Origin of the sequence: Flavobacterium ginsenosidimutans (assembly GCF_037478105.1) — a bacterium.
GTDB lineage: Bacteria > Bacteroidota > Bacteroidia > Flavobacteriales > Flavobacteriaceae > Flavobacterium > Flavobacterium ginsenosidimutans.
Genome location: NZ_CP147988.1, coordinates 2,677,994 through 2,702,107 on the forward strand (window position 1 = coordinate 2,677,994; position 24,114 = coordinate 2,702,107).

General features: G+C 33.6%; 20 protein-coding genes. 7 read left to right on the forward strand and 13 right to left on the reverse strand.

What is annotated here, in order from left to right:
* Positions 1-67: 67 nt before the first annotated feature.
* The 6 genes from V6624_RS11835 to V6624_RS11860 all read right to left on the reverse strand — a co-directional run bounded on the left by V6624_RS11835 (position 68) and on the right by V6624_RS11860 (position 6,538).
* Positions 68-982 carry an alpha/beta fold hydrolase gene (locus V6624_RS11835; RefSeq protein ID WP_111287105.1) on the reverse strand — a complete coding sequence of 305 codons (915 nt, stop codon included), beginning with the start codon at positions 980-982 and terminating at the stop codon, positions 68-70.
* A complete protein-coding gene (locus tag V6624_RS11840; RefSeq protein ID WP_111287103.1) occupies positions 983-2,266 on the reverse strand; it encodes an MFS transporter in 1,284 nt (427 codons plus the stop codon).
* Complete coding sequence (gene recJ / locus V6624_RS11845; protein ID WP_338841857.1) at positions 2,253-3,965, reverse strand: single-stranded-DNA-specific exonuclease RecJ; 1,713 nt, start codon at positions 3,963-3,965, stop codon at positions 2,253-2,255. The genes V6624_RS11840 and recJ overlap by 14 nt, the downstream gene beginning before the upstream one ends.
* 230 nt (positions 3,966-4,195) lie before the next feature.
* On the reverse strand, positions 4,196-4,540 hold the full coding sequence (locus tag V6624_RS11850) for a HopJ type III effector protein (protein WP_035681760.1): 345 nt from the start codon (positions 4,538-4,540) through the stop codon (positions 4,196-4,198).
* 117 nt (positions 4,541-4,657) lie between these two features.
* Complete coding sequence (gene rsmI / locus V6624_RS11855) at positions 4,658-5,377, reverse strand: 16S rRNA (cytidine(1402)-2'-O)-methyltransferase (RefSeq protein ID WP_338841862.1); 720 nt, start codon at positions 5,375-5,377, stop codon at positions 4,658-4,660.
* A 111-nt stretch (positions 5,378-5,488) separates the two neighbouring features.
* Positions 5,489-6,538 carry a hypothetical protein gene (locus V6624_RS11860; RefSeq protein WP_338841864.1) on the reverse strand — a complete coding sequence of 350 codons (1,050 nt, stop codon included), beginning with the start codon at positions 6,536-6,538 and terminating at the stop codon, positions 5,489-5,491.
* A gap of 236 nt (positions 6,539-6,774) precedes the next feature.
* Between V6624_RS11860 and V6624_RS11865 the strand changes: the two genes are divergently transcribed.
* Both V6624_RS11865 and V6624_RS11870 read left to right on the forward strand, forming a co-directional pair.
* Positions 6,775-7,365: a thymidine kinase gene (locus V6624_RS11865; RefSeq protein ID WP_111287442.1), complete on the forward strand. Its 591-nt coding sequence runs from the start codon at positions 6,775-6,777 to the stop codon at positions 7,363-7,365.
* Between the two features lie 43 nt (positions 7,366-7,408).
* Entirely contained in the window at positions 7,409-7,828 is a 420-nt protein-coding gene (locus tag V6624_RS11870) for a hypothetical protein (protein ID WP_111287096.1), read from the forward strand.
* Between the two features lie 368 nt (positions 7,829-8,196).
* Here the strand turns inward: V6624_RS11870 and rpoN are convergent, their stop codons facing one another.
* From rpoN to V6624_RS11890, 4 genes are all read right to left on the reverse strand, one after another.
* Complete coding sequence (gene rpoN / locus V6624_RS11875; RefSeq protein ID WP_111287094.1) at positions 8,197-9,657, reverse strand: RNA polymerase factor sigma-54; 1,461 nt, start codon at positions 9,655-9,657, stop codon at positions 8,197-8,199.
* 89 nt (positions 9,658-9,746) lie between these two features.
* Positions 9,747-10,142, reverse strand: a complete 396-nt coding sequence (locus tag V6624_RS11880) for a GxxExxY protein (protein ID WP_338841867.1) — start codon at positions 10,140-10,142, stop codon at positions 9,747-9,749.
* A gap of 197 nt (positions 10,143-10,339) precedes the next feature.
* Complete coding sequence (gene asnS / locus V6624_RS11885; protein WP_111287090.1) at positions 10,340-11,785, reverse strand: asparagine--tRNA ligase; 1,446 nt, start codon at positions 11,783-11,785, stop codon at positions 10,340-10,342.
* A gap of 496 nt (positions 11,786-12,281) precedes the next feature.
* Entirely contained in the window at positions 12,282-14,648 is a 2,367-nt protein-coding gene (locus tag V6624_RS11890; RefSeq protein ID WP_338841869.1) for an efflux RND transporter permease subunit, read from the reverse strand.
* A gap of 198 nt (positions 14,649-14,846) precedes the next feature.
* Between V6624_RS11890 and V6624_RS11895 the strand changes: the two genes are divergently transcribed.
* From V6624_RS11895 to V6624_RS11905, 3 genes are all read left to right on the forward strand, one after another.
* The gene (locus V6624_RS11895; protein ID WP_111287086.1) at positions 14,847-15,608 is read left to right on the forward strand and encodes a sensor histidine kinase; all 762 of its coding nucleotides are present in this window, start codon (positions 14,847-14,849) and stop codon (positions 15,606-15,608) included.
* Complete coding sequence (locus tag V6624_RS11900) at positions 15,571-16,290, forward strand: response regulator transcription factor (RefSeq protein ID WP_338841871.1); 720 nt, start codon at positions 15,571-15,573, stop codon at positions 16,288-16,290. The genes V6624_RS11895 and V6624_RS11900 overlap by 38 nt, the downstream gene beginning before the upstream one ends.
* A 114-nt stretch (positions 16,291-16,404) precedes the next feature.
* The gene (locus V6624_RS11905) at positions 16,405-18,675 is read left to right on the forward strand and encodes a cation:proton antiporter (RefSeq protein WP_111287084.1); all 2,271 of its coding nucleotides are present in this window, start codon (positions 16,405-16,407) and stop codon (positions 18,673-18,675) included.
* Between the two features lie 250 nt (positions 18,676-18,925).
* On the opposite strand, the gene V6624_RS11910 is transcribed toward V6624_RS11905, so the two are convergent.
* The 3 genes from V6624_RS11910 to pyrH form a co-directional block, all read right to left on the reverse strand.
* Complete coding sequence (locus tag V6624_RS11910; RefSeq protein WP_111287080.1) at positions 18,926-21,418, reverse strand: DUF5686 family protein; 2,493 nt, start codon at positions 21,416-21,418, stop codon at positions 18,926-18,928.
* Between the two features lie 118 nt (positions 21,419-21,536).
* Entirely contained in the window at positions 21,537-22,100 is a 564-nt protein-coding gene (frr, locus tag V6624_RS11915; protein WP_111287078.1) for a ribosome recycling factor, read from the reverse strand.
* A 163-nt stretch (positions 22,101-22,263) separates the two neighbouring features.
* Positions 22,264-22,971: a UMP kinase gene (gene pyrH / locus V6624_RS11920; RefSeq protein ID WP_111287076.1), complete on the reverse strand. Its 708-nt coding sequence runs from the start codon at positions 22,969-22,971 to the stop codon at positions 22,264-22,266.
* 196 nt (positions 22,972-23,167) lie between these two features.
* Between pyrH and V6624_RS11925 the strand changes: the two genes are divergently transcribed.
* Positions 23,168-23,428, forward strand: a complete 261-nt coding sequence (locus tag V6624_RS11925; RefSeq protein WP_111287074.1) for a hypothetical protein — start codon at positions 23,168-23,170, stop codon at positions 23,426-23,428.
* A gap of 65 nt (positions 23,429-23,493) precedes the next feature.
* Entirely contained in the window at positions 23,494-24,111 is a 618-nt protein-coding gene (locus V6624_RS11930) for a thioredoxin family protein (RefSeq protein ID WP_111287072.1), read from the forward strand.
* Positions 24,112-24,114: the final 3 nt, after the last annotated feature.

Below are 24,114 nucleotides of genomic sequence, written 5' to 3' on the forward strand. Positions count from 1 at the left end.
AAAAAAAAGCTAAAAAATCTTATTAGTATTTGATTTTGAGTTGTTTATAATTCGGTTTTTAGATGGATTATTTCAGCCAATATTTTAGTTTGGAAAGAAATGCTGCCTGTTGGTCAACAAATAAATAATGTGAGCAATTGTCCAGAAAAGCGAAGTGTTTTTCTCCAGTTATAGCTTTCATAGAATTAATTTGAGCAGATGAAAAAATGCCGTCATCTTTTCCGTAAATTCCATAAATAGGAACTCCAGCAGATTTGATTTTCTTTAAATAAGGCCTGCTGTCGATGTTGTTTTGTTTTTCGTTTTGATAAAAAACTAACGGCGCATTTTTATTTCGAATATTAGTTTTATAAAAATCTCCAGCTTCGTAATCGGCGTAAAGTTTTTTAGATTCTGGGGTCGGATTTGGCATTTTAAAAAAGCCATTTTCTCCTGCAAGTTCGTAACAGCCTTTTCTATATTCGGCAGAGTTTTTATCTAAATTTTCTACAATGCTGATTTTTTTCAATTGTTCAGAATTGCTATTGTATTTTTTCTTCAGCGCATTTAAAATGTGATCATAAGTTTCTTGCTGTGAAAATAAAGCGCCAGCCAAAACCAAAGCGCTCACATTTTGTGGATATTTATCGGTATAAAGTGTTGCGACTAAACCGCCAAAACTATGGCCAAGCAAAATAGCTTTTTTTAAATGGTATGTTGCATAAATCGAATTTAAATCCTGAAAAGCTTCTTCGTAAGTAAATTTTGCATTTGGATCTGAAGATCTTCCTTCGCCTCTTCGGTCATAAGCAATAACATAAAAACCTAAATCAGCCAGTTTTTGAGCTGTTGTTCCTTCAAACAAAGTTGCATTGCCGCTTGGCCCGCCGTGAATGAAAATTATGGTTTTATTCTTTTCGTTTCCGTAGGTTTTGATATAAAGATTTTGTCCATTTGCAAAAAAGGAAAATATAAAAAACAAAGAAAGAAAAAAGGATTTCATCTATTCTAATTTATGATGATCATCCATATCTTTTTTCAAATCTAAATTTCTAAAAGTTGGAGATTTCAATGCAGTGAAAACTACAGTTAAAAGCGTAATACTTCCTCCAAAAACTACAGAAGTAACTGCTCCCATCAATTTGGCAGTTGCACCACTTTCAAAAGCGCCTAATTCATTTGAAGATCCAACAAAAATCGAGTTTACGGCACCAACGCGTCCGCGCATATGATCTGGAGTTTTTAGCTGTAAAATAGTCTGACGTATCACTACTGAAATTCCATCAGCTAATCCGCTTAAAAATAAGGCAAAAACAGAAAGCCAGAAATAAGTCGATAATCCGAAGAGAATGATGGATAAACCAAAAACAAAAATGGCAATTAAAAGTTTCTTTCCTGCATTTTCATACAAAGGAACATAAGCCGAAACTAGCATTGTGATAAAAGCACCAACAGCAGGTGCGGCTCTTAAAATTCCGAAACCTTCAGAACCAACTTTCAAGATGTCTTGGGCAAAAACGGGCAATAATGCTACGGCACCTCCAAAAAGTACTGCAATCATATCGAGTGATAATGCGCCAAGAACAATTTTGTTTTTAAAAACAAATGTCAAGCCTTCCATAAGACTGTCTTTTATAGATTCTCCCATTTTTGGATTTACGATCGGTTTTTGGCTGATTTGTGATAGGGCAACTAACGAAAGAATTGAAAATCCAAAAACCAAACACATTGACCAGTGAACCCCAATCCAGTTAATTGAGAAACCTGCCAATGCTGGGCCCATAACGGCTCCAATTTGCCAAACCGAACTGCTCCAAGTTGCAGCATTTGGATATACTTTTTTAGGAATAATCAATGATAAAAGCGAGAAGATAGTTGGTCCCATAAAAGAACGAACGATTCCTCCAAAAAATACTAAAGCGTAAATGGAATACAAAATAAGATACGTAGACCAGCCTCCAATTACTTTTGGCCAAGTCAACAAGAAAAGCCCAAAACTAATTACAGAAAATCCTAAAATACATTTTACCAATAAGCTTTTCTTTTCTCTTTGATCTACAATATGTCCTGCAAACAAAGACATTGAAACAGCAGGAATAATTTCCATTAAACCAATAATTCCTAAAGAAAGCGGGTTTTTGGTTAAACTGTAAACTTCCCATTCAATTACAATAAATTGCATTGACCAGGCAAAAACCATTGCAAAACGCAATAATAAAAATACGTTGAATTCTCTATATCGAAGTGCCTGATAAGGATCTGGCTTATTTGATTTAATTTCTTCCATTTGTTCTAATGTCTTTCAGCATAAGCTGTGTTGAAATAGTTCCGTTCCATTCGTTTTCTGCAATGCAGTACGCCAATTGAAACGGATTTTGATTTTGTACAATGTTTAATTTTTTTCCGAGTCCAAAGCCAATTGCGGCGATTCCGTCAGTCCCGAGGCTTCGGGATTGTTTGGCAAAAAGCCTTAAATGCTCTTCTTCTGCGCCTAAAGTTTTGGCATAACCGGTGTCTATTGCATCAGAAGTCATAAAAACGGGTGTCATATTTTGCGGACCAAAAGGTTCAAATTGTTTTAAAATCCGAATGAGTTTTGGCGTTATATCAGAGAAATTGATTTCAGCATCGATTTCGATTTCTGGAGTTCGCATTTCAGGTAAAATGGTTTCCGCAACTTGTTTTTCAAAAGCCTCTTTAAAGTTTTGATAGTTTTCTGCTTTTAAAGTCATTCCAGCAGCGTACATGTGGCCTCCAAATTGTTCCAAATGTTCAGCGCAGGCGTCTAATGCATTATAAACATCAAAACCTTTTACAGATCGGGCAGAAGCAGCATATTTGTCACCACTTTTAGTAAAAACCAAAGTTGGACGATAATAGGTTTCAATTAATCTTGAAGCTACAATTCCGATTACGCCTTTGTGCCAATCTTCCTGAAAAACTACAGTCGAAAAACGTTCTTCTTCATTATTTTCGATAATCTGCTTAAACGCTTCTTTCGTAATTTTTTTATCTAAATCTTTTCGGTCGGCGTTGTATTGTTCAATTTCTGAAGCAAATTGCTGTGCTTGTTCAAAGTTGAATTCCGTTAATAATTCAACTGCATGATTTCCATGTTTGATTCTTCCCGCCGCATTAATTCTTGGTGAAATTATAAAAACAACATCGGTAATATCAAGAACTTTCTTTTTTACTTGATGCGTTAAAGCTTTAATTCCTGGTCTTGGTTCGCTGTTAATGACTTTCAACCCGAAATGAGCTAAAACACGATTTTCTCCTGTAATCGGAACAATATCGGCAGCAATTGCAGTAGCAACCAAATCAAGGTATGGAACTAAATCTTCAATAGTTTCATTTCGATTTTGGCCCAAAGCCTGAATCAATTTAAAACCAACTCCGCAACCGCACAATTCATCGTAAGGGTAGGAGCAGTCTTCTCTTTTTGGATCTAAAACGGCAATGGCATCTGGAAGAATTTCTCCAGGACGGTGGTGATCACAAACAATAAAGTCAATGTTTTTTGCTTTCGCGTAAGCGATATGATCAATCGATTTGATTCCGCAGTCGAGAGCTATAATTAAAGAAATTCCGTTGTCGTCGGCATAATCAATTCCTTTATAGGAAACTCCATAACCTTCGTCATAACGATCTGGAATGTAAGTTGCAATATTTGGATAATGCGATTTTAAATACGAAGAAACCAAAGAAACTGCTGTTGTTCCGTCGACATCGTAATCGCCAAAAACTAAGATGTTTTCTCCATTTTCGATGGCTTGTTCGATTCTCGCAACGGCTTTATCCATATCTTTCATCAAATACGGATCATGAAGATGTTCTAATGACGGACGAAAGAAATTCTTCGCTTCATCAAAAGTTTCAATTCCTCGCTGAATCAAAAGTGTTGCTACAAAATCTTCTACATTTAGAGCTTGTGCCAAAAGTTTGACTTTTTCTTCAGAAGGTTTTGGTTTTAAGGTCCAACGCATGGGTTGATTTTAAATTTTAGATTTTAGACTTCAGATTTTTGAAATCGTTTAATCTGATTGGTAATTTTTTTTGCCATTCCCGATAGCTATCGAGATAAAAGATTAAAAGGATTTTTAATCTGTAGTAGGACATATTCACTTTTTAACTTTGTCAAAGTTTCAAACTTTGACAAAGTTTTTTAGAGTATAGATTTCAGAAATCTAAAATCTACACTCTAAAATCTAAAATATTATTTCGCTTCTAAAGCATTTCCTTCGAACTTAATTCCATCCCAGCCTAAGTTGATGAAATTTCTAATATTTTGGTGATTTGTTCCGTTTGGATCGCCTAAAACTTCTTCAAAATAAAATGCTCCAAAACAAGCTAATGTTTCTTCTTTGCTTAAATTCTGCAATTTCGCGAAAGAAAATAATTTGCAAGAACCAGAATTTTCACCAGCTGCATTATGTTGTGTTCCGTTTTGAAAAGCTGTTGGAGTAAAGTTGTAGTTTTCTTCAATTACTGCAATAGTTTCTGGAAATGTGATTTGTGTCGGAGTTTGTTTTACTTTTTCTAAAAAGGCTTGTATGCTCATGATTTATTCTTTATTTATATTTTTTGGTTCATATTGTCAGTTCGAGCGGAGTCGAGAACTAAATCTGCATCTCGACTCCGCTCGATGTGACAAATGGAATTGAACTAACATTATTTTTTATTCTTCGTCATCCTTAGAAAATTTACTTTTCTTAGGTTCTTTTGTTATTGTTTTTCCAGCAACGACAACGACAATTTCGCCGCGTGGTGCTGTTTTTTCAAAATGCGCTAAAACTTCTTTTGCAGTTCCGCGTACATTTTCTTCGTGTAATTTTGATAATTCTCTCGAAACGCAAACTTGTCGTTCTTCTCCAAAATATTGTACAAATTCAGCTAAAGTTTTAACGAGTTTATGCGGAGAAACGTATAAAATCATCGTTCGAGTTTCTTCTGCTAAAGCCAAAAAGCGAGTTTGACGTCCTTTTTTATCAGGCAGAAAACCTTCAAAAATAAATTTGTCATTTGGTAATCCGCTGTTTACTAAAGCGGGAACAAAAGCAGTTGCGCCAGGAAGACATTCAACTTCAATTTTATTTTCGACACAAGCACGAGTCAATAAAAAACCAGGATCTGAAATGGCTGGAGTTCCAGCATCTGAAATCAAAGCGATGGTTTCGCCCGCTTTCAAACGTGCAATTAAGTTTTCAGTAGTTTTATGCTCGTTGTGCATGTGATGGCTATGCATGTGCGTGCCAATTTCAAAATGCTTTAGGAGTTTTCCGCTTGTTCGGGTGTCTTCCGCCAAAATCAAATCGACTTCTTTTAAAACCCTAATGGCTCTAAAAGTCATGTCTTCAAGATTGCCAATTGGCGTTGGAACGATATATAATTTTGACATATTCTATTTTAATATTTAACACGGATTGTACAAATTGTCACAGATTCTAATCTTTCGAAAAATTGCACTAACTATAAATTCGTGTTAATCTGTGAAATTTGTGTTTTGTTTTTAAGCGAATTTTTTCTCGATAATTCCCATAAAACGCTCGGTATAATCTTCTTTTCCATCCCAGTTATTATAATCTGGTTTGACCATGTTTTCGATAAAATCTTTAGCTTCGCTATAAGAATCAAAAGTCATTAATTGGTTTAAAACACGGCTGTAATCTTCGGTGCTGTTTCCAAAAAGATTTTTAGTAAAAGCGATTCGATCATTCAAATCAATATGAAATCCTCTAGACAGTTTTTCATTTAAACTTACTGCTTTTGGTTGTGCAGGAGTTTCAAGAATTGCTGTTTCGATTTTTTTCTCTTCCTTTTTTTCTTCTTTAAAATCATTAATCGAAGGAGTTTTTACAGGCGGAACAGCTTCAAAACTATCTACTTTTACAAATTGCGCATCGGCATAATTCACGCCAAAATCTTCAAACTGTATTGTCGGAATTGAAGAAGTTGGAGCTTTTGGTTCTTCTTTAACTTCATCTTTGATTTCTTCTACTTCTAATTCGAAAGCAGGTTTGAAATCAGAAATTGGTTTTAAATCGTTTACAGTTGTAAATGAAAGTTCATCATTTTTAGATTCTTCTACCTTTTCAATTTCTTTTTCAGCTTCAGGTTCTATAATTTCAGCAACAATTGGTTCAATTGTTTCTTCAATAACTGGTTCTTCAATTTCTGCAACAGGTTGAACAGTTTCTTTAACTTCTTCAGCAATTGGTTCAGCAGTTTCAATAATTTCTACTGGTTGTTCTTCTGAAATTTCAGGTTCGTAAGATTCTTCAAGTGCGATTACTTTTTCTGCAGTTGGAGCTTCATTTTCGATTAAAGCTGGAATTGCACTTTCTTCTTTGTCGAAAATAATTTCCAATTCAGCATTGATTTCTGTCTGTCCGATTGTTGGTTTTAAGGTGTCGAAATTTTCGTCAACAAATTTTAATACGGCTAATTTCTCATATAATTTCTGAGTTTCAAGGTACAATTGATTGATATCGGATTTGTTTTTAAGTTTCAAAATTCGATGTGCAATGCTGATTAAATCAGCTTCCAATTTTTTTTTCATAACTGTTGAAAATTATAGTGAATAAGGTATTTTAGTGTATTTGATGTCTGAATGTCTCTATTCTCAAGGAAATTCAAAAGATAATTTTTTATTTCTGTTAATACGCTTTCGCGAATCTAAGGTTTGGTAAAAATTTTCTACTTTTGAAAAAATGTAAAACAGTACATTTTTACATTAATTTATTGCCAGTACAAAGTAATAAAAACTATTCATTTTTAAAGGTAGAAAAATACAAAATGTTTCTCGAAAATACAGTAAATCACAAAGAACAATTTGGTTGGATTGAAGTTATTTGTGGATCAATGTTTTCGGGTAAAACCGAAGAGCTGATCCGAAGATTAAAGCGTGCTCAATTTGCCAAACAAAAAGTCGAAATTTTTAAACCCGCTATTGATACCCGTTATCATGACGAAATGGTAGTGTCTCACGATGCCAACGAAATTCGTTCTACACCAGTTCCTGCAGCGGCTAATATCTTGATTTTGGCACAAGGCTGTGATGTGATTGGTATTGACGAAGCGCAGTTTTTTGATGATGAAATTATTACCGTTTGCAATGATTTAGCAAATCAAGGAATTCGTGTAATTGTGGCTGGATTGGATATGGATTTTAAAGGAAATCCGTTTGGACCAATGCCTGGACTTATGGCAACTGCTGAATATGTAACAAAAGTTCATGCTGTTTGTACACGAACTGGAAATTTAGCCAATTATAGTTTTAGAAAAACCGCTAATGATAAATTAGTAATGCTTGGCGAAACCGAAGAATACGAGCCACTTAGTCGTGCAGCGTATTTTAATGCAATGAAAAAGAATCAGGAAAAATAGATTTTTATATTCCATTTATAGGCCTTAATAAACAATACAAAGTATGAGAAAACAAAATATTTTATTATTAGTTATAATTGGAATCGCAGTGGCTTTGGCTGTTTTTTTTCAGTTTTATCTTTCTGAAAATGCTACCGAAGTAAAAACAGAAATCACAGAATTAGTTGAAAAATATAATAAAAACTGTCCGTTAAATATTCAGGAAGGCATCCGATTGGATAGTGTGACTTTGGGTGAAGAAAGAGAAGTTCAATATAATTTGACATTGTTGAATGTTGCAAAAGAAACTGCAGAAGTGAATGTAATTCAAGAAGAAATTGAAAAAAGTCTTATCAGCACTGCAAAAGCAAATCCTGGACTTCAGGTTTTTAGAGATAATGATTATACGTTGATTTATCATTACAGCGATAAAAAGAAAGTGTTTTTATTTGATGTAAAGATTTTGCCAGATCAGTATAAATAAAGACTCTATTGATATTAGAATTAAACCCGATAGTTTTTTAAAACCTGTCGGGTTTGTTGTTTATTGATATTATACATTCCGTAGGAATGTTTGGTCGGTAGAATTTTTTAATTTGGTTCACCAGATATACGTTCCGTAGGAACGTTTGATTGCGTTTCAAAAATATTCATTGGTTAAAACAAGTGTCCTTACAGGACCCAACCGAAATGCCGTTACTATTTTTTTCTACCAACGAGATATTCCTACGGAATAACAAATTCTAATATTTGAGATGAGCTAATTGATAAAAACAAAACCCGACAAGTTTTTAAAATCTGTCGGGTTTGCTATTTAAATGAACTTATATTTCTGATATGGTTAGAGAAAGTTTAAATCTTCTTTCTCATTCTCGCCACCGGAATATCAAGTTGTTCGCGGTATTTAGCAATTGTTCTTCTAGCAATTGGATAGCCTTTTTCTTTTAAGATTTCAGCCAATTGATCGTCTGGAAGCGGTTTTCTTTTATCTTCTTCCTCAATTGTGTTTTGAAGAATTTTTTTGATTTCAAGAGTAGAAACATCTTCTCCCTGATCATTTTTCATTGCTTCAGAGAAGAATTCTTTAATCAGTTTCGTTCCGTATGGCGTTTCAACATATTTGCTGTTGGCAACACGTGAAATCGTCGAAATATCCAAACCAACCATATCGGCAATGTCTTTTAAGATCATTGGTTTTAGTTTGGTTTCGTCACCGTCTAAGAAATATTCTTCTTGATAATGCATAATTGCATTCATCGTTACAAAAAGTGTTTCCTGACGCTGTCTAATCGCATCGATAAACCATTTTGCAGAATCCAGTTTTTGTTTGATAAACTGAACCGCATCTTTCTGAGCAGTTGATTTATCACGAGATTCTTTATACGTTTGCATCATTTCTTGATAATCTTTAGAAACGTGCAGAGAAGGAGCATTACGTCCGTTTAAAGTCAATTCCAATTCGCCGTCAACAATTCTGATCGCAAAGTCTGGAACCACATTTTCTGTAACTTTATTATTTCCAGTAAAAGAACCGCCTGGTTTTGGGTTCAGTCTTTCAATTTCGTGAATCGCTTTTTTAAGCTGTTCGTTTGAAATGCTGTATTTCTGTAATAATTTATCGTAATGTTTCTTCGTAAAAGCATCAAACTGATTTTCGATAATGTCAATCGCTAAATCAACATATTCAGTTGGTGTTTTGTGTTTTAATTGAAGCAACAAACATTCCTGCAAATCACGCGCTCCAACTCCCGAAGGTTCCAATTCGTGAATCACGGTCATCATTTTTTCGACCATTGCTTCATCAGTATAAATTCCCTGAGTAAAAGCCATGTCGTCAACAATATCAGGAATGCTTCTGCGGATGTAACCCATATCATCAATACTTCCTACTAAGAACTCAGCGATTTCGCGCTCTTCATCATTCAAAATAAAAGTATTCAGCTGATTGATTAAATCCTGATGAAAACTTATCGGAGCCGCAAAAGGCGTTTCACGTTCTTCGTCGTCACTATAATTGTTTACCTGAGTTTTGTAATCAGGCGTATCGTCGTCGCTTAAGTATTCGTCAATATTAATGTCGTCTGCTTCGATTCTGTCTGATTCTGCATCATCATAATCGTCGTAGTCTTCATTAGCGTATTCATCAGCTTCGTAATCGTCTTCTTTTCCAGCTTCAAGTGCTGGATTTTCGTTCATTTCTTCCAATAAACGTTGTTCAAAAGCTTGCGTAGGCAATTGAATTAACTTCATCAGCTGAATTTGCTGTGGAGATAATTTTTGGGATAATTTTAAATTTAAAAATTGCTTTAGCATGATAAGGCACTACTTTTTTTTAGCCACTAAGACGCGAAGGCGCAAAGTTTTTATTTTTATTTGCCTATAAGGCTTTTATTTGATTTTTTTTAAAATGCTCTTTTTGTATTTATAAATCGTCTAATACCACTTTTGATTAGTGGTACGTTGAAATTAATTAAAAAGCCTAAATCTTTATTCAATAGTTTTAATTGACTTATGATTTGTGCTTCCCAAACTGGATTTATTTGTTCAACTGCTTTTATTTCTACTATTATAGAATCTTCAATTAGTAAATCTAATCTTAATCCTTCGCTAAATTCAATTCCGTCATAAAAGATGGGAATATCAACTTGGCGTCTTACATCAAGACCAGTTTTAGCAATTTCGTGAGCTAAACAAACTTCATAAACTCTTTCTAATAATCCAGGTCCAAGTTGTTTATGAACCTTAAATGCTGAGTTTACAATTATTTTTCCAATTTCTTCCGTTCTTTCAGAGAGCATATTTTTTTAAGGGTTTTGCCACGAAGGCGCGAAGGCACAAAGTTTTTTTAAGTTTTTAAATCTTCACTAAAAAATTAAAATAATACTTGTGAATTTGTGTCTTCGTGGTATTATTTTAATTTTTTTCGAGTCTTTAATTCAGTTAATTTAAAAATAAACTTAGCGTCTTTGTGCCTTTGTGGCAAAAACTTTATTTCTTAGAACTCTGCACTTCCAGGAGTTCTTGGGAAAGGAATTACGTCTCTAATGTTTGTCATTCCAGTTACAAACAATACTAAACGCTCAAATCCTAAACCGAAACCTGCGTGAGTTGCCGATCCAAATCTTCTGGTGTCTAAGTACCAGTATAATTCTTCTTTGTCAATTCCAAGTTTTTCCATTTTCTCAACCAAAACATCGTAACGCTCTTCTCTTTCAGAACCACCAACGATTTCTCCAATTCCAGGGAAAAGGATGTCCATAGCGCGAACAGTTTCTCTTCCAGGTTCTGTGTTGTCATTCAAACGCATGTAAAATGCTTTGATGTTTGCTGGGTAATCGTATAAAATTACCGGACATTTAAAGTGTTTTTCAACCAAGAAACGCTCGTGTTCTGATTGTAAATCAGCTCCCCATTCGTTGATTAAGTATTGGAATTTCTTCTTTTTATTTGGAGTTGAATCTCTTAAAATGTCAATTGCTTCTGTATAAGAAACACGTTTGAAGTTGTTTTCTAACACGAAGTTCAATTTCTCTAACAAAGCCATTTCGCTTCTTTCAGCTTGTGGTTTTGATTTTTCTTCTTCTAAAAGTCTTCCTTCCAAGAACTTCAAATCATCCTGACAGTTGTCTAAAGCATATTTAATTACATACTGAATAAAATCTTCAGCCAAATCCATGTTGTCATCCAAGTCGTTGAAAGCAACTTCCGGCTCGATCATCCAGAATTCTGCTAAGTGACGAGAAGTGTTTGAATTCTCTGCTCTAAACGTTGGTCCAAAAGTATAAATCTGACCCAAAGCCATTGCGAAAGTTTCCCCTTCTAATTGTCCAGAAACGGTCAAGTTCGTATGTTTTCCGAAGAAATCTTTTTTGAAATCAATGTTTCCTTCTTCATTTTTTGGAAGATTATCCAATGGTAAAGAAGTAACTTGGAACATTTCTCCAGCACCTTCAGCATCAGCTCCAGTGATAATTGGCGTGTTTACATACACGAAACCTTTTTGCTGGAAATAGCTGTGAACCGCATAAGACAATACCGAACGCACACGCATAATTGCACCAAAAGCATTTGTACGTACACGCAAGTGAGCGTTTTCACGTAAAAATTCTAAAGAGTGTTTTTTAGGCTGCATTGGGAATTTCTCCGCGTCTGAATCTCCAAGAATTTCAAGTTTTGTAACCTGAATTTCATATTTCTGACCCGCACCTTTACTTTCAACCAAAGTTCCAATTACAGAAACCGCAGCTCCAGTCGTGATTCTTTTTAAAGTCTCTTCTGGTGTATTTTCAAAATCAACAACACATTGAATATTATTAATTGTAGAACCGTCATTAAGCGCGATGAACTGATTATTTCTAAAAGTTCTCACCCATCCTTTTGCATTCACTTCCTGTAGCGTCGTCGTACTGTTTAATAAGTCTTTAACCTTTGTGTGTCTCATTTTAATTTTAGATTTATAGATTGCTGATTTTATATCAAAATAAAACCAGTGTTTTTTATATCGAATTGCAAATATAAACGATAATAATTAATTTTTGAAGCTGTTTCCTGCTCTCCGCTGTATCTTTCTATTTTTAAAGAAAAAATAGAAAGGATGCCGCTTCGATCAGGGCTAGGGCATTCGTTTTCAAGATAACCAAATTGTTTTTCTTTTTTGTCATTCCGAGGAACGAGGAATCACACTAGTAATTCCGCAAAGAAAGTCTACAAAGTTGTCGAGCTTCGAGTGTGATTTCTCCTTCGTCGAAATGACAATATTGTGAAATAGTTATTTTAAGAAATCATATAATCTTAAAATAAATAATATGCTTCCCGCAATAATTAAAAATAGCCAATATTTTTTTAGAGATTTTAAATCTTCTCTGTTTGAGGATTTTAAAATTATTCCAAAGACAATTGGTATTACTGCTGTAAATAAACCTAGCATATTTAATGTTTTATTTTTCCAAATTCTCCAATTCCTCTTTCTTAGTTTTCTTCTTTTCAAAAGTCAAAACCAACGAAGGTAATACAACCAAATTCGCAAACATCGCAAAAGCCAAAGTACAAGAAATTAATCCACCAAGCGCAATGGTTCCGCTGAAGCTTGATAAAGTAAAAGTCGCAAAACCTAAAATCAAAACTACAGAAGTATAGAAAGTACTAATTCCAGTTTCTCTTAATGCACTGAAAACCGATTTTTTCACTTTTCCGCCACTTTGAAGCAAATCGTGTCTGTATTTTGCCATAAACTGAATCGCATTGTCAACCGAAATTCCGAAGGCGATACTGAATACCAAAATCGTAGAAGGTTTCAACGGAATTCCGAAATAACCCATTAATCCAGACGTAATACAAAGCGGTAAAATATTTGTAATTACTGATGCCATTACCATTTTGAAAGAACGGAATAAGTACAAAATTAAAACTGCAATTGTCAAAATTGCGAAAATCAAAGATTCGATTAAGTTGTCAACTAAGTATGATGTTCCTTTCTGAAAAACCAATGCTTTTCCGGTAACGGTAACTTCAAAACGGTCTTTTGGGAAAATTTCATCAATTTTTGAATGTAATTTTTTCTCCACTTTTGCCATTTCATCTGTTCCAATATCTTTCATGAAAGTCGTGATTCTGGCATATTGTCCAGTTGAATCAACATAAGCTTTCATTAGATTTTCTTTGCTGTTTTTCGTAGCATTTTTGGCATAACTTAAAATAAAAGTCTGCTCTTGTGAAGTTGGCAATTGATAATATTCTGGATTTCCGTTGTAGAAAGCTTGTTTCGAATATTTAACCAAATTCACAACCGAAACTGGTTTTGCCAATTCTGGAATTTCAGCAATAGTATTTTGCAATTCATCCATTTTACGAATTGTAGAAGCCTTCATAACACCTTTTTTCTTTTTGGTGTCAATCATAATTTCCAACGGCATAACTCCGTTAAATTCTTTTTCGTAAAATAAAATATCTTTAAAGAAAGAAGCACTTTTCGGCATTTCGCCAATCAAACTTCCTGAAACTTTCATTTGTGAAACTCCAATTACGCTGAAAACCAAAAGCAAACCATAAACAATATAAACAACTTTACGTTTTGATTTTACCAAGTCTTCTACAACATTCAATAAAGTCGAAATGTATGTTTTTGTTAAATGGTATAAGTGTTTTTCTTTTGGCAAAGGCATGAAACTGTAAATAATTGGCACGATGAAAAGCGTCAATAAGTAAACAGAAATCACGTTGATTGAAGTTACCATTCCGAATTCGAAAAGAAGATCGTTTCCTGTAATCATGAATGTTGCAAAACCAATCGCGGTAGTTAAATTTGTCATTAAAGTCGAAACTCCAATTTTAGAAATAACACGCTGTAAAGCTTTTGCCTGATTATTATGCAATTTGATTTCCTGCTGGTATTTATTGATTAAGAAAATACAGTTTGTAATTCCGATTACAATAATCAGCGGTGGAATAATAGCTGTTAAAATCGTGATTTTATAACCAAATAATCCCAACGTTCCAAATGACCAGATTACGCCGACTATTAAAATACAAATTGAAATAAATGTCGCTCTAAACGAACGGAAAAAAAAAAAGAAAATCAGAGAAACGGTCAATAAAGCCGCGCCAATGAAAAGTCCGATTTCGCCTTTCATATCGGCAGCATTAATCGTTCTAATGTATGGCATTCCAGAAACTTTAAGATCGATTCCTGTTGTTTTTTCGAATTTATCGATTTTCGGAACTAAATTTTCAAGTATGAAAGCCTTTCTTTGTGGCGTATTTACTAAAGCTTTATTGATATAAATCGCAGAACGGACACTTCCGCTTTCTTTGTTAAACAATAATCCTTCGTAAAATGGCAGGTTGTTGAATAATTCGTGCTGAACGCTTTTTAAATATGCTGGATCTAAAACTTTGCTTTGATCGATAAATGGAGTTAAAACGAATTTTTCGTTAATCGTATCTTTTTCCAGTTTTTTTAAATCATTTAAAGAAACTACTAAATCAACTTCTTTAGACTTTTTTAAACCTGTCATCAACTCATTCCAAGCGGCATAATTCTTAGGCGTAAAAAAGTTTTTATCCTGAAAACCAATAACCACAAGGTTTCCTTCTTCACCAAATTTATCTAAGAATTTTTGGTATTCTTTATTCGCAATATGATCTTTAGGAAGCAGGTTTGCTTCGGTATACGTCATAGAAAGATTCTTCCATTGGTAACCAAGGAAAATAGTTAAGGCAGATAGGATAACCAGAATTGTTATTCTGTTTTTAAGTATAATTCGGGCCAACTTCTCCCAAAATCCAACTTGAATAGTGTTTTTCATAAATTCTTTAAAAATGGTTGCAAATGTAGTGAAAAGTGCTCGAAATCATAAACAATCGTTTGTATTTTACTTAATGTTAACACAAATTTGCCAGCTTTAGGTTTGTGATAATTTTCTTGTTTTTTGTTATAGAACCAGTAGCTTTTCCCATATTTGTAGTGAATTTACAATTGATTAATACAATTCAAAACAAGCTAAATGCAACAAAACAATACAACAACTTTTATTTTTCTGGCAATTCTGTTGCTGTTAATCGTCATCATTTGTTTTATGGTTTACCAATTAATGCAAACCAAAAAAGCGAAAGATGATGCAGAGAAAAGCTTTTATGCTTTAGAATCAAAAGTAAATGACTTACAGCTGGAAAATCTGGAATCAAAACTGAATCCGCATTTGTTTAAGAATATTTTAAACTCGATTCAGTCGCACGCTTACCAAACTTATTTTGCTTTGGATAAACTGGCGAATGTTCTCGATTATATTTTATACGAAAGCAAAAAGAAATTTGTAACTGCTAAAGAAGAAATTGATTTTGCTTTGAATTTAATCGAAATCAATAAAATCAAGATTAGTCCGCTGTTTGAGTTAAAGATCAAAACGAACATTAACAAAGAAGATAAATTGTACGATCAGCCTTTGCTGGCGCCTTTAATTTCTATTGATTTAATTGAAAATGCCTTTAAACACGCTGATCTTCAAAGTGCTGATGCTTTTATTTCGGTTGTTTTTGAATTTAAAGACAATGCTTTTTTTATGACGGTTTCGAATAAAATCTCAGACAAAAAGGTTTTGAAAAAAGAAAGAAGTGGTTTTGGCCACGCCACACTCGAACATCGTCTTCGCATTATTTATAAGAATAATTTCAAACTCGATAAGTTTGTAGAAAACGATGTTTATATTGCTCATCTAAAAATTGATTTACTTGAATACAAAACTGAAATGCTTGCTTCTGGACGATGAACTTCCAGGATTAACGTACCTAAAAATGCTTTGCGAACAAATTCCTGAATTGGAAATTGTAAAAACGTGCAACGATCCTGAGAAATTGCTGTCTGATTTTTCGAACCTTGATTTTGATTTGTTGATTTCGGATATAGAAATGCCTGGAATCGATGGTCTTCATCTTGCCGAAAAACTGCAGGACAAATTGGTGATTTTTTGCACGGCGTATAAAGAATATGCTGCCGAGGCTTTTAATATTGATGCGGTTGATTATATCACAAAACCTGTGAAGTTGGAACGTTTGCAAAAAGCAATTACGAAAGCATCTGAACGTTTTGAAAAATCAAATTCAGCTAAAAAATTTATTCAGCTGAATACAGACAAAGGAAAAACGCTTTTGTATTTTAATAAAATCCAATATATAAAAACGGCTCTGAGTGACAGTCGTGATAAAGCTGTTTTACTTACTGATGGAAGTTATCTGAATTTGAAAAATGTAAAATTTGATACTCTTTTAAACGAATTGCCAGATGCTGATTTTTGCCGAATAAATAAAAAAGAAATAGTAGCCGTAAAAGCAATAAAATTCTTTAATCATAACGAAATTGTTCTGCATCACGTAGAAGAAAACAATAAAAACGTAACGCTAATTTTAAGCGAAACTTACCGCGCTGATTTCTTAAAGAAAGTTAAGATCTAAAACTTATTACAATTTTTTCCCGACTTGTTACATGCAATAAAAATTAACAACTGAATTTCTTTTTCACTAAATTCACAGTGCGGATATTTGCGCAATAATCTAAAGAACGAGTTTATGAATAACATTAGGAATTCCTTATTCTATGTTACAATCATTGGTGGTTTTACAGCACTGATATACTGGGTAATTTCAAAAGGTGCCTCGTTAGAAGTAGGGCGTAATATTGTAAAGAAAAGTGTTGAAAGTAATCATTGGAAAGATTTTTTGCACTCGATGGTAGACAATTTACAGCATCCATTGGCAATTTTACTGGCACAAATAGTTACCATCATTTTAGTTGCTCGTTTGTTTGGATGGTTTTTTAGAAAAATTGGGCAGCCTTCGGTAATTGGCGAAATGATCGCCGGAATCGTACTTGGACCCTCTTTAGTCGGAATGTATTTTCCGGAATTTTCTGCAGCTTTATTTCCAAAAGAATCTTTAGGGAACTTACAATTTTTAAGCCAGATTGGTTTAATCCTTTTCATGTTTGTAATTGGGATGGAATTGGATTTGAAAGTGCTAAAAAACAAAGCTCATGATGCAGTCGTAATTAGTCATGCTAGTATTGTAATTCCGTTTGCTTTAGGTTTATCATTGGCTTATTTTATTTATGAAACGTATGCTCCGCTGGGAGTTGAATTTTCTTCATTCGGTTTGTTTATGGGTATTGCGATGAGTATTACAGCTTTCCCAGTTTTGGCTAGAATTGTTCAGGAACGCGGCATGCAAAAAACAAAACTAGGAACTATTGCGATTACTTGCGCTGCGGCAGATGATATTACGGCTTGGTGTATTTTGGCAGTTGTAATTGCGATTGTTAAAGCAGGTTCGCTTTCTAGTTCGCTTTATGTAATCGGAATGGCGATTTTGTACGTGATTATCATGTTGAAAATCGTTCGTCCGTTCTTAAAAAGAGTAGGAGATTTGAATGCAACGCGCGAGAGTTTAAATAAACCAGTTGTTGCCATTTTCTTTATTACACTTTTAATCTCTTCTTATGCATCAGAATTAATTGGAATTCATGCTTTGTTCGGGGCTTTTTTAGCTGGAGCTATTATGCCTGAAAACAATAAATTCAGAAATATATTTATCGAAAAAGTTGAAGACGTTTCGATAATCGTTTTATTGCCATTATTCTTTGTGTTTACAGGTTTGCGCACACAAATAGGATTGTTAAACGATCCTGAATTATGGAAAATTACAGGTTTGATTATTTTGGTTGCGGTAGTTGGTAAATTCTTCGGAAGTGCTTTGGCAGCCAAATTTATGGGTCAAAACTGGAAAGACAGTTTGTCTATTGGCGCCTTAATGAATACACGCGGTTTAATGGAACTGGTAGTACTAAATATTGGTTATGATCTGGGAGTTTTATCAACTGAAATTTTTACCATGATGGTAATTATGGCGTTACTGACTACTTTTATGACGGGTCCAGCATTAGACTTTATCGGATTTATTTTTAAAGATAATATTACTGCCGTTCAGCAAGAGATTGGAAGTAAAATCAAATTCAAGATTCTGCTTTCGTTTGCAACTCCAGAAAAAGGAAAAAAGTTGCTTAAAATTGCTAACAGCCTTGTCAAAAAACAAGCAGATAATTCGGTTGTAACGGCGATGCATATTTCTTTAAGTACAGAAATACATTCGTTTGATGTGAAAGAGCATGAACGTAAAATGATTGGCCCAGTGGTTGAAGAATCACAGTTGCTGAATCAAAACATGGTTAGTTTATTTAAAGTTTCTAATGATATTGATTCGGATATTATTGATACGGCAAATCACGGAGAATACGATTTGCTTTTGGTTGGTTTAGGACAATCTATTTTTGATGGAACTTTATTAGGTAAAATACTTGGTTTCACAACTCGAATTGTAAATCCAGATCGTTTGATTGATAAGTTTACGGGAAAAGAAGGTTTGTTTGAAAATAATCCGTTTGATGAAAGAACGCGTCACATTATTACTAAAACAAAAATGCCAGTTGGAATTTTTATTGATAAAGATCTAGAAGAAGTAAACCAGATTTTTATGCCCGTATTTAGTAAAGAAGATGCTTTCTTGATTGATTATGCTAAGAAATTAATCAATAATAATGGTTCACAAATTACGGTTTTAGATGCGAGTGGCGAAGTTAGAAGTACACGTGAAATTCAGGAAACAATTCGTTCTATCGAACAGATTGCGCCAAATCATATCATGATTATGAATGACAGAACATTGAAAAAAGAGTTTTTAGAAAGTCAGGATTTAATGATTATTAGTCTTGATAGCTGGAAAAAATTAATAGAATCACAAAGTATCTGGCTGAATAATTCACCTTCTGTTTTGATTCTTAAACCATAAGGGTTAGAAATTTCAAAATTTTAAAATCCCAAATTCCAATTCTTGTTGGAGTTTGGGATTTTTACTTTTTACTATTCATCTAGTTTGTCATTCTGAGGAACGAAGAATCGCATTAGAAATTCCTTAAGGTTATTCTACAAAGAAAATCACCAGTCTTTGTTTAGTTGCGAGTGTGATCCTTCGTTCCTCAGGATGACAAACGAGCTCTGAAATTTAGAATTTTCCAGTTTTCAAGATTGGAATTTAACTTTTAAAGTCCAAGATCAAGAACATAAGAAATCTTAACAGCAACGTTATCTTCAAATTTCATTAGCTGATTTGGACCATAACGATAGAATCCTCCCAAACCAAAACCTTTAAAGATTCTGTTTAATTCAATTCCCGATTCAAAGTAACCTTTGTCAAGTGTTTTGTAATCTGGACCAACATGCTGTTCGGGTTTTTCCATATTTCCCCAAGCCATTCTCGTTACTAAAACCAAAGAAGGTCTAACTTTTTTGAAAAGTGTAATTCGGTCAAAACCATGTTTTATTTGGAACATTAAATATTGACTTGAGAAAAACTCATTGAAAAACATGGTTTCAAAAGCATTTCTTCCTGAAAAAGTGATACGCTGAATAACGGTTTCTTTAGTTAAATTATTCGGAGAAGTATTGTATAAATGCGTAATTGGAACATCTCCCATTGCATAACCTGCTTGCAAAAGCAAACTCGTTTTCTGACGATTTAAATATTGCTTTTCGTATTCGGCTTTAAAATCTATTTTGCTAAAAGTAAAATCATTATCAAATACATTTGGTAAAGACTGCGTGTATTGAAGAGTAAATCTCGGAAATCTTTTATCGCTTTCATTTCTTCCGGTTGGAGTTTGCATAAAATCGCTAAAAGGTGCCCAAACAATAGAAAGCATTGCCGTAGTCATAATATAACTCGAATACAATTTTCCATTTAGATTAAAAAGATAATCAAATTTTGGCTCGATATAATTTCTTGAAAGTTCTAAAACAGCTTCAGTTTTCGGAATAAATTTGGTTTGAATATTCCCTCGCCATCCCGTGTATTCATAGAAAGTACTAATGTTGATTGGACGTGGGTCGTAAATTTTGAAAACACGTTTATCAACCGAAAAGACAGTACTTGCAATTTCTCGAACATCATCAGCATAATATCCATTAAACCAAGTATTGGTATGTTTGTCTAATAAAACTCCAGCTCCAACGCTGTATTTAAAAACACCATCTTTTGTTCCGTAAGCGGTATAACCTTCAAGACGAAAGTTTTTTGACAAACGATCGTTTGTAATTCCGCCCACACCAAGACGGAAACCTTCGTAATTATTATAACTTATGATTTTTTTCAAGTCCAAATCGATTGGGCCAATTGGATAAAATCCATTGATTATTTTTCGGCCAATTCCAAGACGTTTTTCAATTCTGTTGCGAACAGAAAGGCTATCAAGTAATAAATAGGTTTTTTGGCTTTTTAAGTCAAGATTTTCCTTTCGGTAAGCTTCCCAGAAACTTTCAGGTTTTTTGGCCGCATCGTCTTTAATTTCGATGTAAAGCGAAGGGTTTTTAATGGGATTGTTAGTATTAACGCGAATGTCAAAGCTATTACTCTCAGAAAGGAGATAAGTAAAATCTGAAGCCACTTTTTTTCTAGGTTCGAAATTATCTTCAACGTCTCCGTCAAATTGAATAGTTCCGCCTAAAATTCTAATATCGTCGTCGTTTTTTCCTTTTACAATTTTAAAAGTCGTATTGCTTTGAAACCATATTTTTTCTTTCGGAATATATTCAAATTCGTGAATACCGCTAATGTCCAAAACACCTTTAATTCGCATTACTGCTTTCGCGACAGCAAAATTCTCCCTGTCGATATATAAAACGCCTTCTAATCCAGATGTTTTATGGTTTGACTTATTTTTAAAATAAATCATATACGTGTCACGACCTCGAATGCTTACGGTATCCAGCAATTTATAATTATAGGTCGAAGGAGCGTTTTTCGAAATAGGATTTTCATATCTGGTTTCAAATAATTCGTAATTCGAATCATAAATAGAAATCGACTGAAGGTTGAAAGCTAGAACTTCATAAATAGGCTGTTTGAAACCTGCTATTTTAGTTCCTAAAACTGTTTCTTTTAATTTACTGTTTGCAAATTGATATTGCGATACTTTCTCGGTTTGAAACAAATGCTGTTTGCTTACAATTTCTTTAAACTTGTAATCGGAAGAATCAATGATGATTTTTTTGTTTAAATCTTTATACGTTGCCGAAGTATCAATACGTCCGTCAATCGAGTCAGGATTTGCAGTTACAATAAGTTTATTATAGGTTTTGTACTCAAAACTGCTGAGTTTTTTCTGCGGATCATTCAGCGATTTATTGGCAATAACTTTTTTAATGATTGTTAAAGCTGGATTTTCATTAGAAACTACAACTTCTTGCAAGTCGTCTGTCTTCTGCGAAAGCGAAACCGCATAAAAAGTTTTGTTACTTATTAAAGCTACTGTTTTGGTTTGAAAACCGATATAAGAAACGGTAAGTGAAGTTGCAGATGAGCTAATTTTGAAAATAAATTTACCATCAACATCTGTAATTGTGTTATTGTTTTCTGAAGTCGTAATTGTAGCAAACGGAAGAGGTTTGTTGTTTGAATCGGTTACGATTCCGTTTATTTGAATTTGCGCTTGAAGTGTAAGCGTAAAAAACAAAGTCAAAAAACAAAATAGCTTCATACAGAATGATATAGTTTCAAAAACGAAAAGAATTTAATTTTCGTATGCAAAAATAGTAATAAAAAAATCCGTCTGGCGCTAAACCAGACGGATTTTTATTTTATATCAAATATCAACCTTATACTTTCATGATTTCAGCTTCTTTCGCTGCCAATAATTCATCGATTTTTTTGATAAAAGAGTTTGTTAAGTTTTGAACTTCTTCTTCAGCTGATTTACAGATGTCTTCAGAAGTTCCTTCTTTTTCTAATTTTTTGATATCAGTATTAGCATCTTTACGAGAGTTACGAATACCAATTTTAGCATCTTCAGCTTCAGATTTTGCTTGTTTTGCTAAATCGCGACGACGCTCTTCTGTTAATGGCGGAACACTAATGATAATCATATCTCCATTGTTCATTGGGTTGAAACCAATGTTTGCAATTAAGATTGCTTTTTCAATTGCTTGCAGCATATTTTTTTCAAATGGCTGTAATGTAATTGTTCTAGCATCTGGAACACTGATTTTAGATACTTGAGAAAGAGGAGTTGCAGATCCGTAATAATCTACAAACACACCTCCAAGCATAGCTGGAGAAGCTTTTCCTGCACGAATATTAAGAAATTCTTTCTCTAAGTGTGCAATAGTACCATTCATTGATTCCTCAGTACTTTCTAAAATAAAATCTATTTCTTCAGTCATTTTGTTTAGATTTTTAGTCCCGAAGCTTCGGGATAGAAGATTTCATTTTTAGACTATAAAAATAATTTCTTCTAATTTACGAACTAATGTTATTTTGTTTTTTTTGATTGCCTTAAGGTTGCGAAGAATTTAGAAAATCTAAAATTCTAATAATCTAAGCAGTCTATATGTTTACTACAGTTCCTATATTTTCTCCGTCGCAGATTTTCAATAAGTTTCCAATTTTGTTCATATCAAAAACTACGATAGGCAATTTGTTTTCTTGGCTTAAGGTAAATGCAGTAGTATCCATTACATTTAATCCTTTTTTGATTACATCGTCAAACGAAATAAAATCAAATTTTACTGCAGAAGCATTTTTTTCTGGGTCAGAATCGTAAACACCATCAACGCGAGTACCTTTAAGAATAACATCAGCATTGATTTCGATACCTCTTAAAACGGCAGCAGTATCAGTTGTGAAATATGGATTTCCGGTTCCAGCACCAAAAATTACGATTCTTCCTTTTTCAAGGTGGCGGTCAGCTCTTCTCTTGATATAAGGTTCTGCAATAGATTCCATTTTTAGAGCAGTTTGAAGACGAGTTTTCATTCCTTTATCTTCAAGAGCGCCTTGTAATGCCATTCCGTTAATTACAGTTGCAAGCATTCCCATGTAATCGCCTTGAACTCTGTCCATTCCTGAGCTTGCTCCTGCAACGCCTCTAAATATATTTCCTCCTCCAATAACAATTGCAATTTCTACTCCTTTGTTGTGAATTTGCTTAATTTCATCTGCATACTCGGCTAATCTTTTTGGGTCAATACCGTATTGTAAATCACCCATCAGCGCTTCGCCGCTAAGTTTTAGAAGAATTCTTTTATATTTCATGTGTGTGTCGCGTTAATTTGTGCAAATATAGACATATTCTGATTTTTAAAAATAATGTTTGCAAAATTATTTTAGAATCGTTGCATTAATTAGAATGTTTAAATTTGTAGGATTTTTATTTTGAATAATTATTTCTTTAAAAGTATAGAGGAATCAAAAGAATATTTATAATTGTCTAATTTTAATTTAATCAGTAATGAAGATAACAGAGGCCATGAACACTTATGATATTGCATTATTTGCAATTAAATATAAAGGATTTGAAGTATCGTTGGAAATGAATCATTCAAAAGACGAAATACTTTTTTGGATAGCAAAAAATAATGACATATCAGTTTCTGCTTTTAATCCCTTATCTCTTCTAGGTTTAGTTCAGATTGCTGAGAAGTATGGCGAGAATTGGAATTCTCTTGAAACAGGAAATATATATGATGAAATTTTCAATTCGGAGATGTGATAAATGTCATTTCCCTCGTCTTCCTAAATTTCGTATTTTTATTGTATCCTAAAAATGAAATAAATATGAAAAGCATCGTAGCCAAATCATTATTCAATAGTCATCCTTATGTTGAATATAGAAAAATAGTAACCGATTTATTGTCTGAAGGAAAATCAACAGGAAACGAACAATCAGAAAGTTTGACCAATTATTCAAAATTGAATGAAGCAAGAATGAACCGTTTGGAGAAAACGATTACCATTTCTGATAACATTGTGGCTAAACTTCAAAACTTAGACAATCATTATATTTGGCTGGTTCTTTCAGAAGGATGGTGCGGAGATGCGGCGCAGATTCTTCCAATTTTAAATAAAATGGCTTTGGCTTCAAACAAGAAAATCGAACTAAAAATTGCATTTCGCGATGAAAATGATGATTTAATGAGCCACTATCTAACTAACGGCGGAAGAGGAATTCCGAAAGTAATTGTAATTTGTAAAGAAGCTGGAATTGTTCGTGCCGATTGGGGACCAAGACCAAAAGGTGCTACCGAATTAATGGCAAAACATAAAAGAGAAGTTGGTGCTATTGACGAAAAAATAAAAACTGATCTTCAGTTGTGGTATTTGGCAGATAAAGGAATTTCGGTTCAGGAAGAATTGGTCGAAATTATGGAAAACATCAAATATAATCGTCTTTAATCG

Excerpts from the sequence above, each read along its gene's own strand:
- V6624_RS11860 (WP_338841864.1), bottom strand. The coding sequence starts at position 6,538 with ATGAAAAAAAAATTGGAAGCTGATTTAATCAGCATTGCACATCGAATT.
- asnS (WP_111287090.1), bottom strand. The coding sequence starts at position 11,785 with ATGAGACACACAAAGGTTAAAGACTTATTAAACAGTACGACGACGCTA.
- recJ (WP_338841857.1), bottom strand. The coding sequence starts at position 3,965 with ATGCGTTGGACCTTAAAACCAAAACCTTCTGAAGAAAAAGTCAAACTT.
- V6624_RS11910 (WP_111287080.1), bottom strand. The coding sequence starts at position 21,418 with ATGAAGCTATTTTGTTTTTTGACTTTGTTTTTTACGCTTACACTTCAA.
- V6624_RS11865 (WP_111287442.1), top strand. The coding sequence starts at position 6,775 with ATGTTTCTCGAAAATACAGTAAATCACAAAGAACAATTTGGTTGGATT.
- rsmI (WP_338841862.1), bottom strand. The coding sequence starts at position 5,377 with ATGTCAAAATTATATATCGTTCCAACGCCAATTGGCAATCTTGAAGAC.
- pyrH (WP_111287076.1), bottom strand. The coding sequence starts at position 22,971 with ATGAAATATAAAAGAATTCTTCTAAAACTTAGCGGCGAAGCGCTGATG.
- V6624_RS11925 (WP_111287074.1), top strand. The coding sequence starts at position 23,168 with ATGAAGATAACAGAGGCCATGAACACTTATGATATTGCATTATTTGCA.
- V6624_RS11870 (WP_111287096.1), top strand. The coding sequence starts at position 7,409 with ATGAGAAAACAAAATATTTTATTATTAGTTATAATTGGAATCGCAGTG.
- V6624_RS11835 (WP_111287105.1), bottom strand. The coding sequence starts at position 982 with ATGAAATCCTTTTTTCTTTCTTTGTTTTTTATATTTTCCTTTTTTGCA.
- V6624_RS11840 (WP_111287103.1), bottom strand. The coding sequence starts at position 2,266 with ATGGAAGAAATTAAATCAAATAAGCCAGATCCTTATCAGGCACTTCGA.
- V6624_RS11850 (WP_035681760.1), bottom strand. The coding sequence starts at position 4,540 with ATGAGCATACAAGCCTTTTTAGAAAAAGTAAAACAAACTCCGACACAA.
- V6624_RS11880 (WP_338841867.1), bottom strand. The coding sequence starts at position 10,142 with ATGCTCTCTGAAAGAACGGAAGAAATTGGAAAAATAATTGTAAACTCA.
- rpoN (WP_111287094.1), bottom strand. The coding sequence starts at position 9,657 with ATGCTAAAGCAATTTTTAAATTTAAAATTATCCCAAAAATTATCTCCA.
- frr (WP_111287078.1), bottom strand. The coding sequence starts at position 22,100 with ATGACTGAAGAAATAGATTTTATTTTAGAAAGTACTGAGGAATCAATG.
- V6624_RS11905 (WP_111287084.1), top strand. The coding sequence starts at position 16,405 with ATGAATAACATTAGGAATTCCTTATTCTATGTTACAATCATTGGTGGT.
- V6624_RS11930 (WP_111287072.1), top strand. The coding sequence starts at position 23,494 with ATGAAAAGCATCGTAGCCAAATCATTATTCAATAGTCATCCTTATGTT.
- V6624_RS11895 (WP_111287086.1), top strand. The coding sequence starts at position 14,847 with ATGCAACAAAACAATACAACAACTTTTATTTTTCTGGCAATTCTGTTG.
- V6624_RS11890 (WP_338841869.1), bottom strand. The coding sequence starts at position 14,648 with ATGAAAAACACTATTCAAGTTGGATTTTGGGAGAAGTTGGCCCGAATT.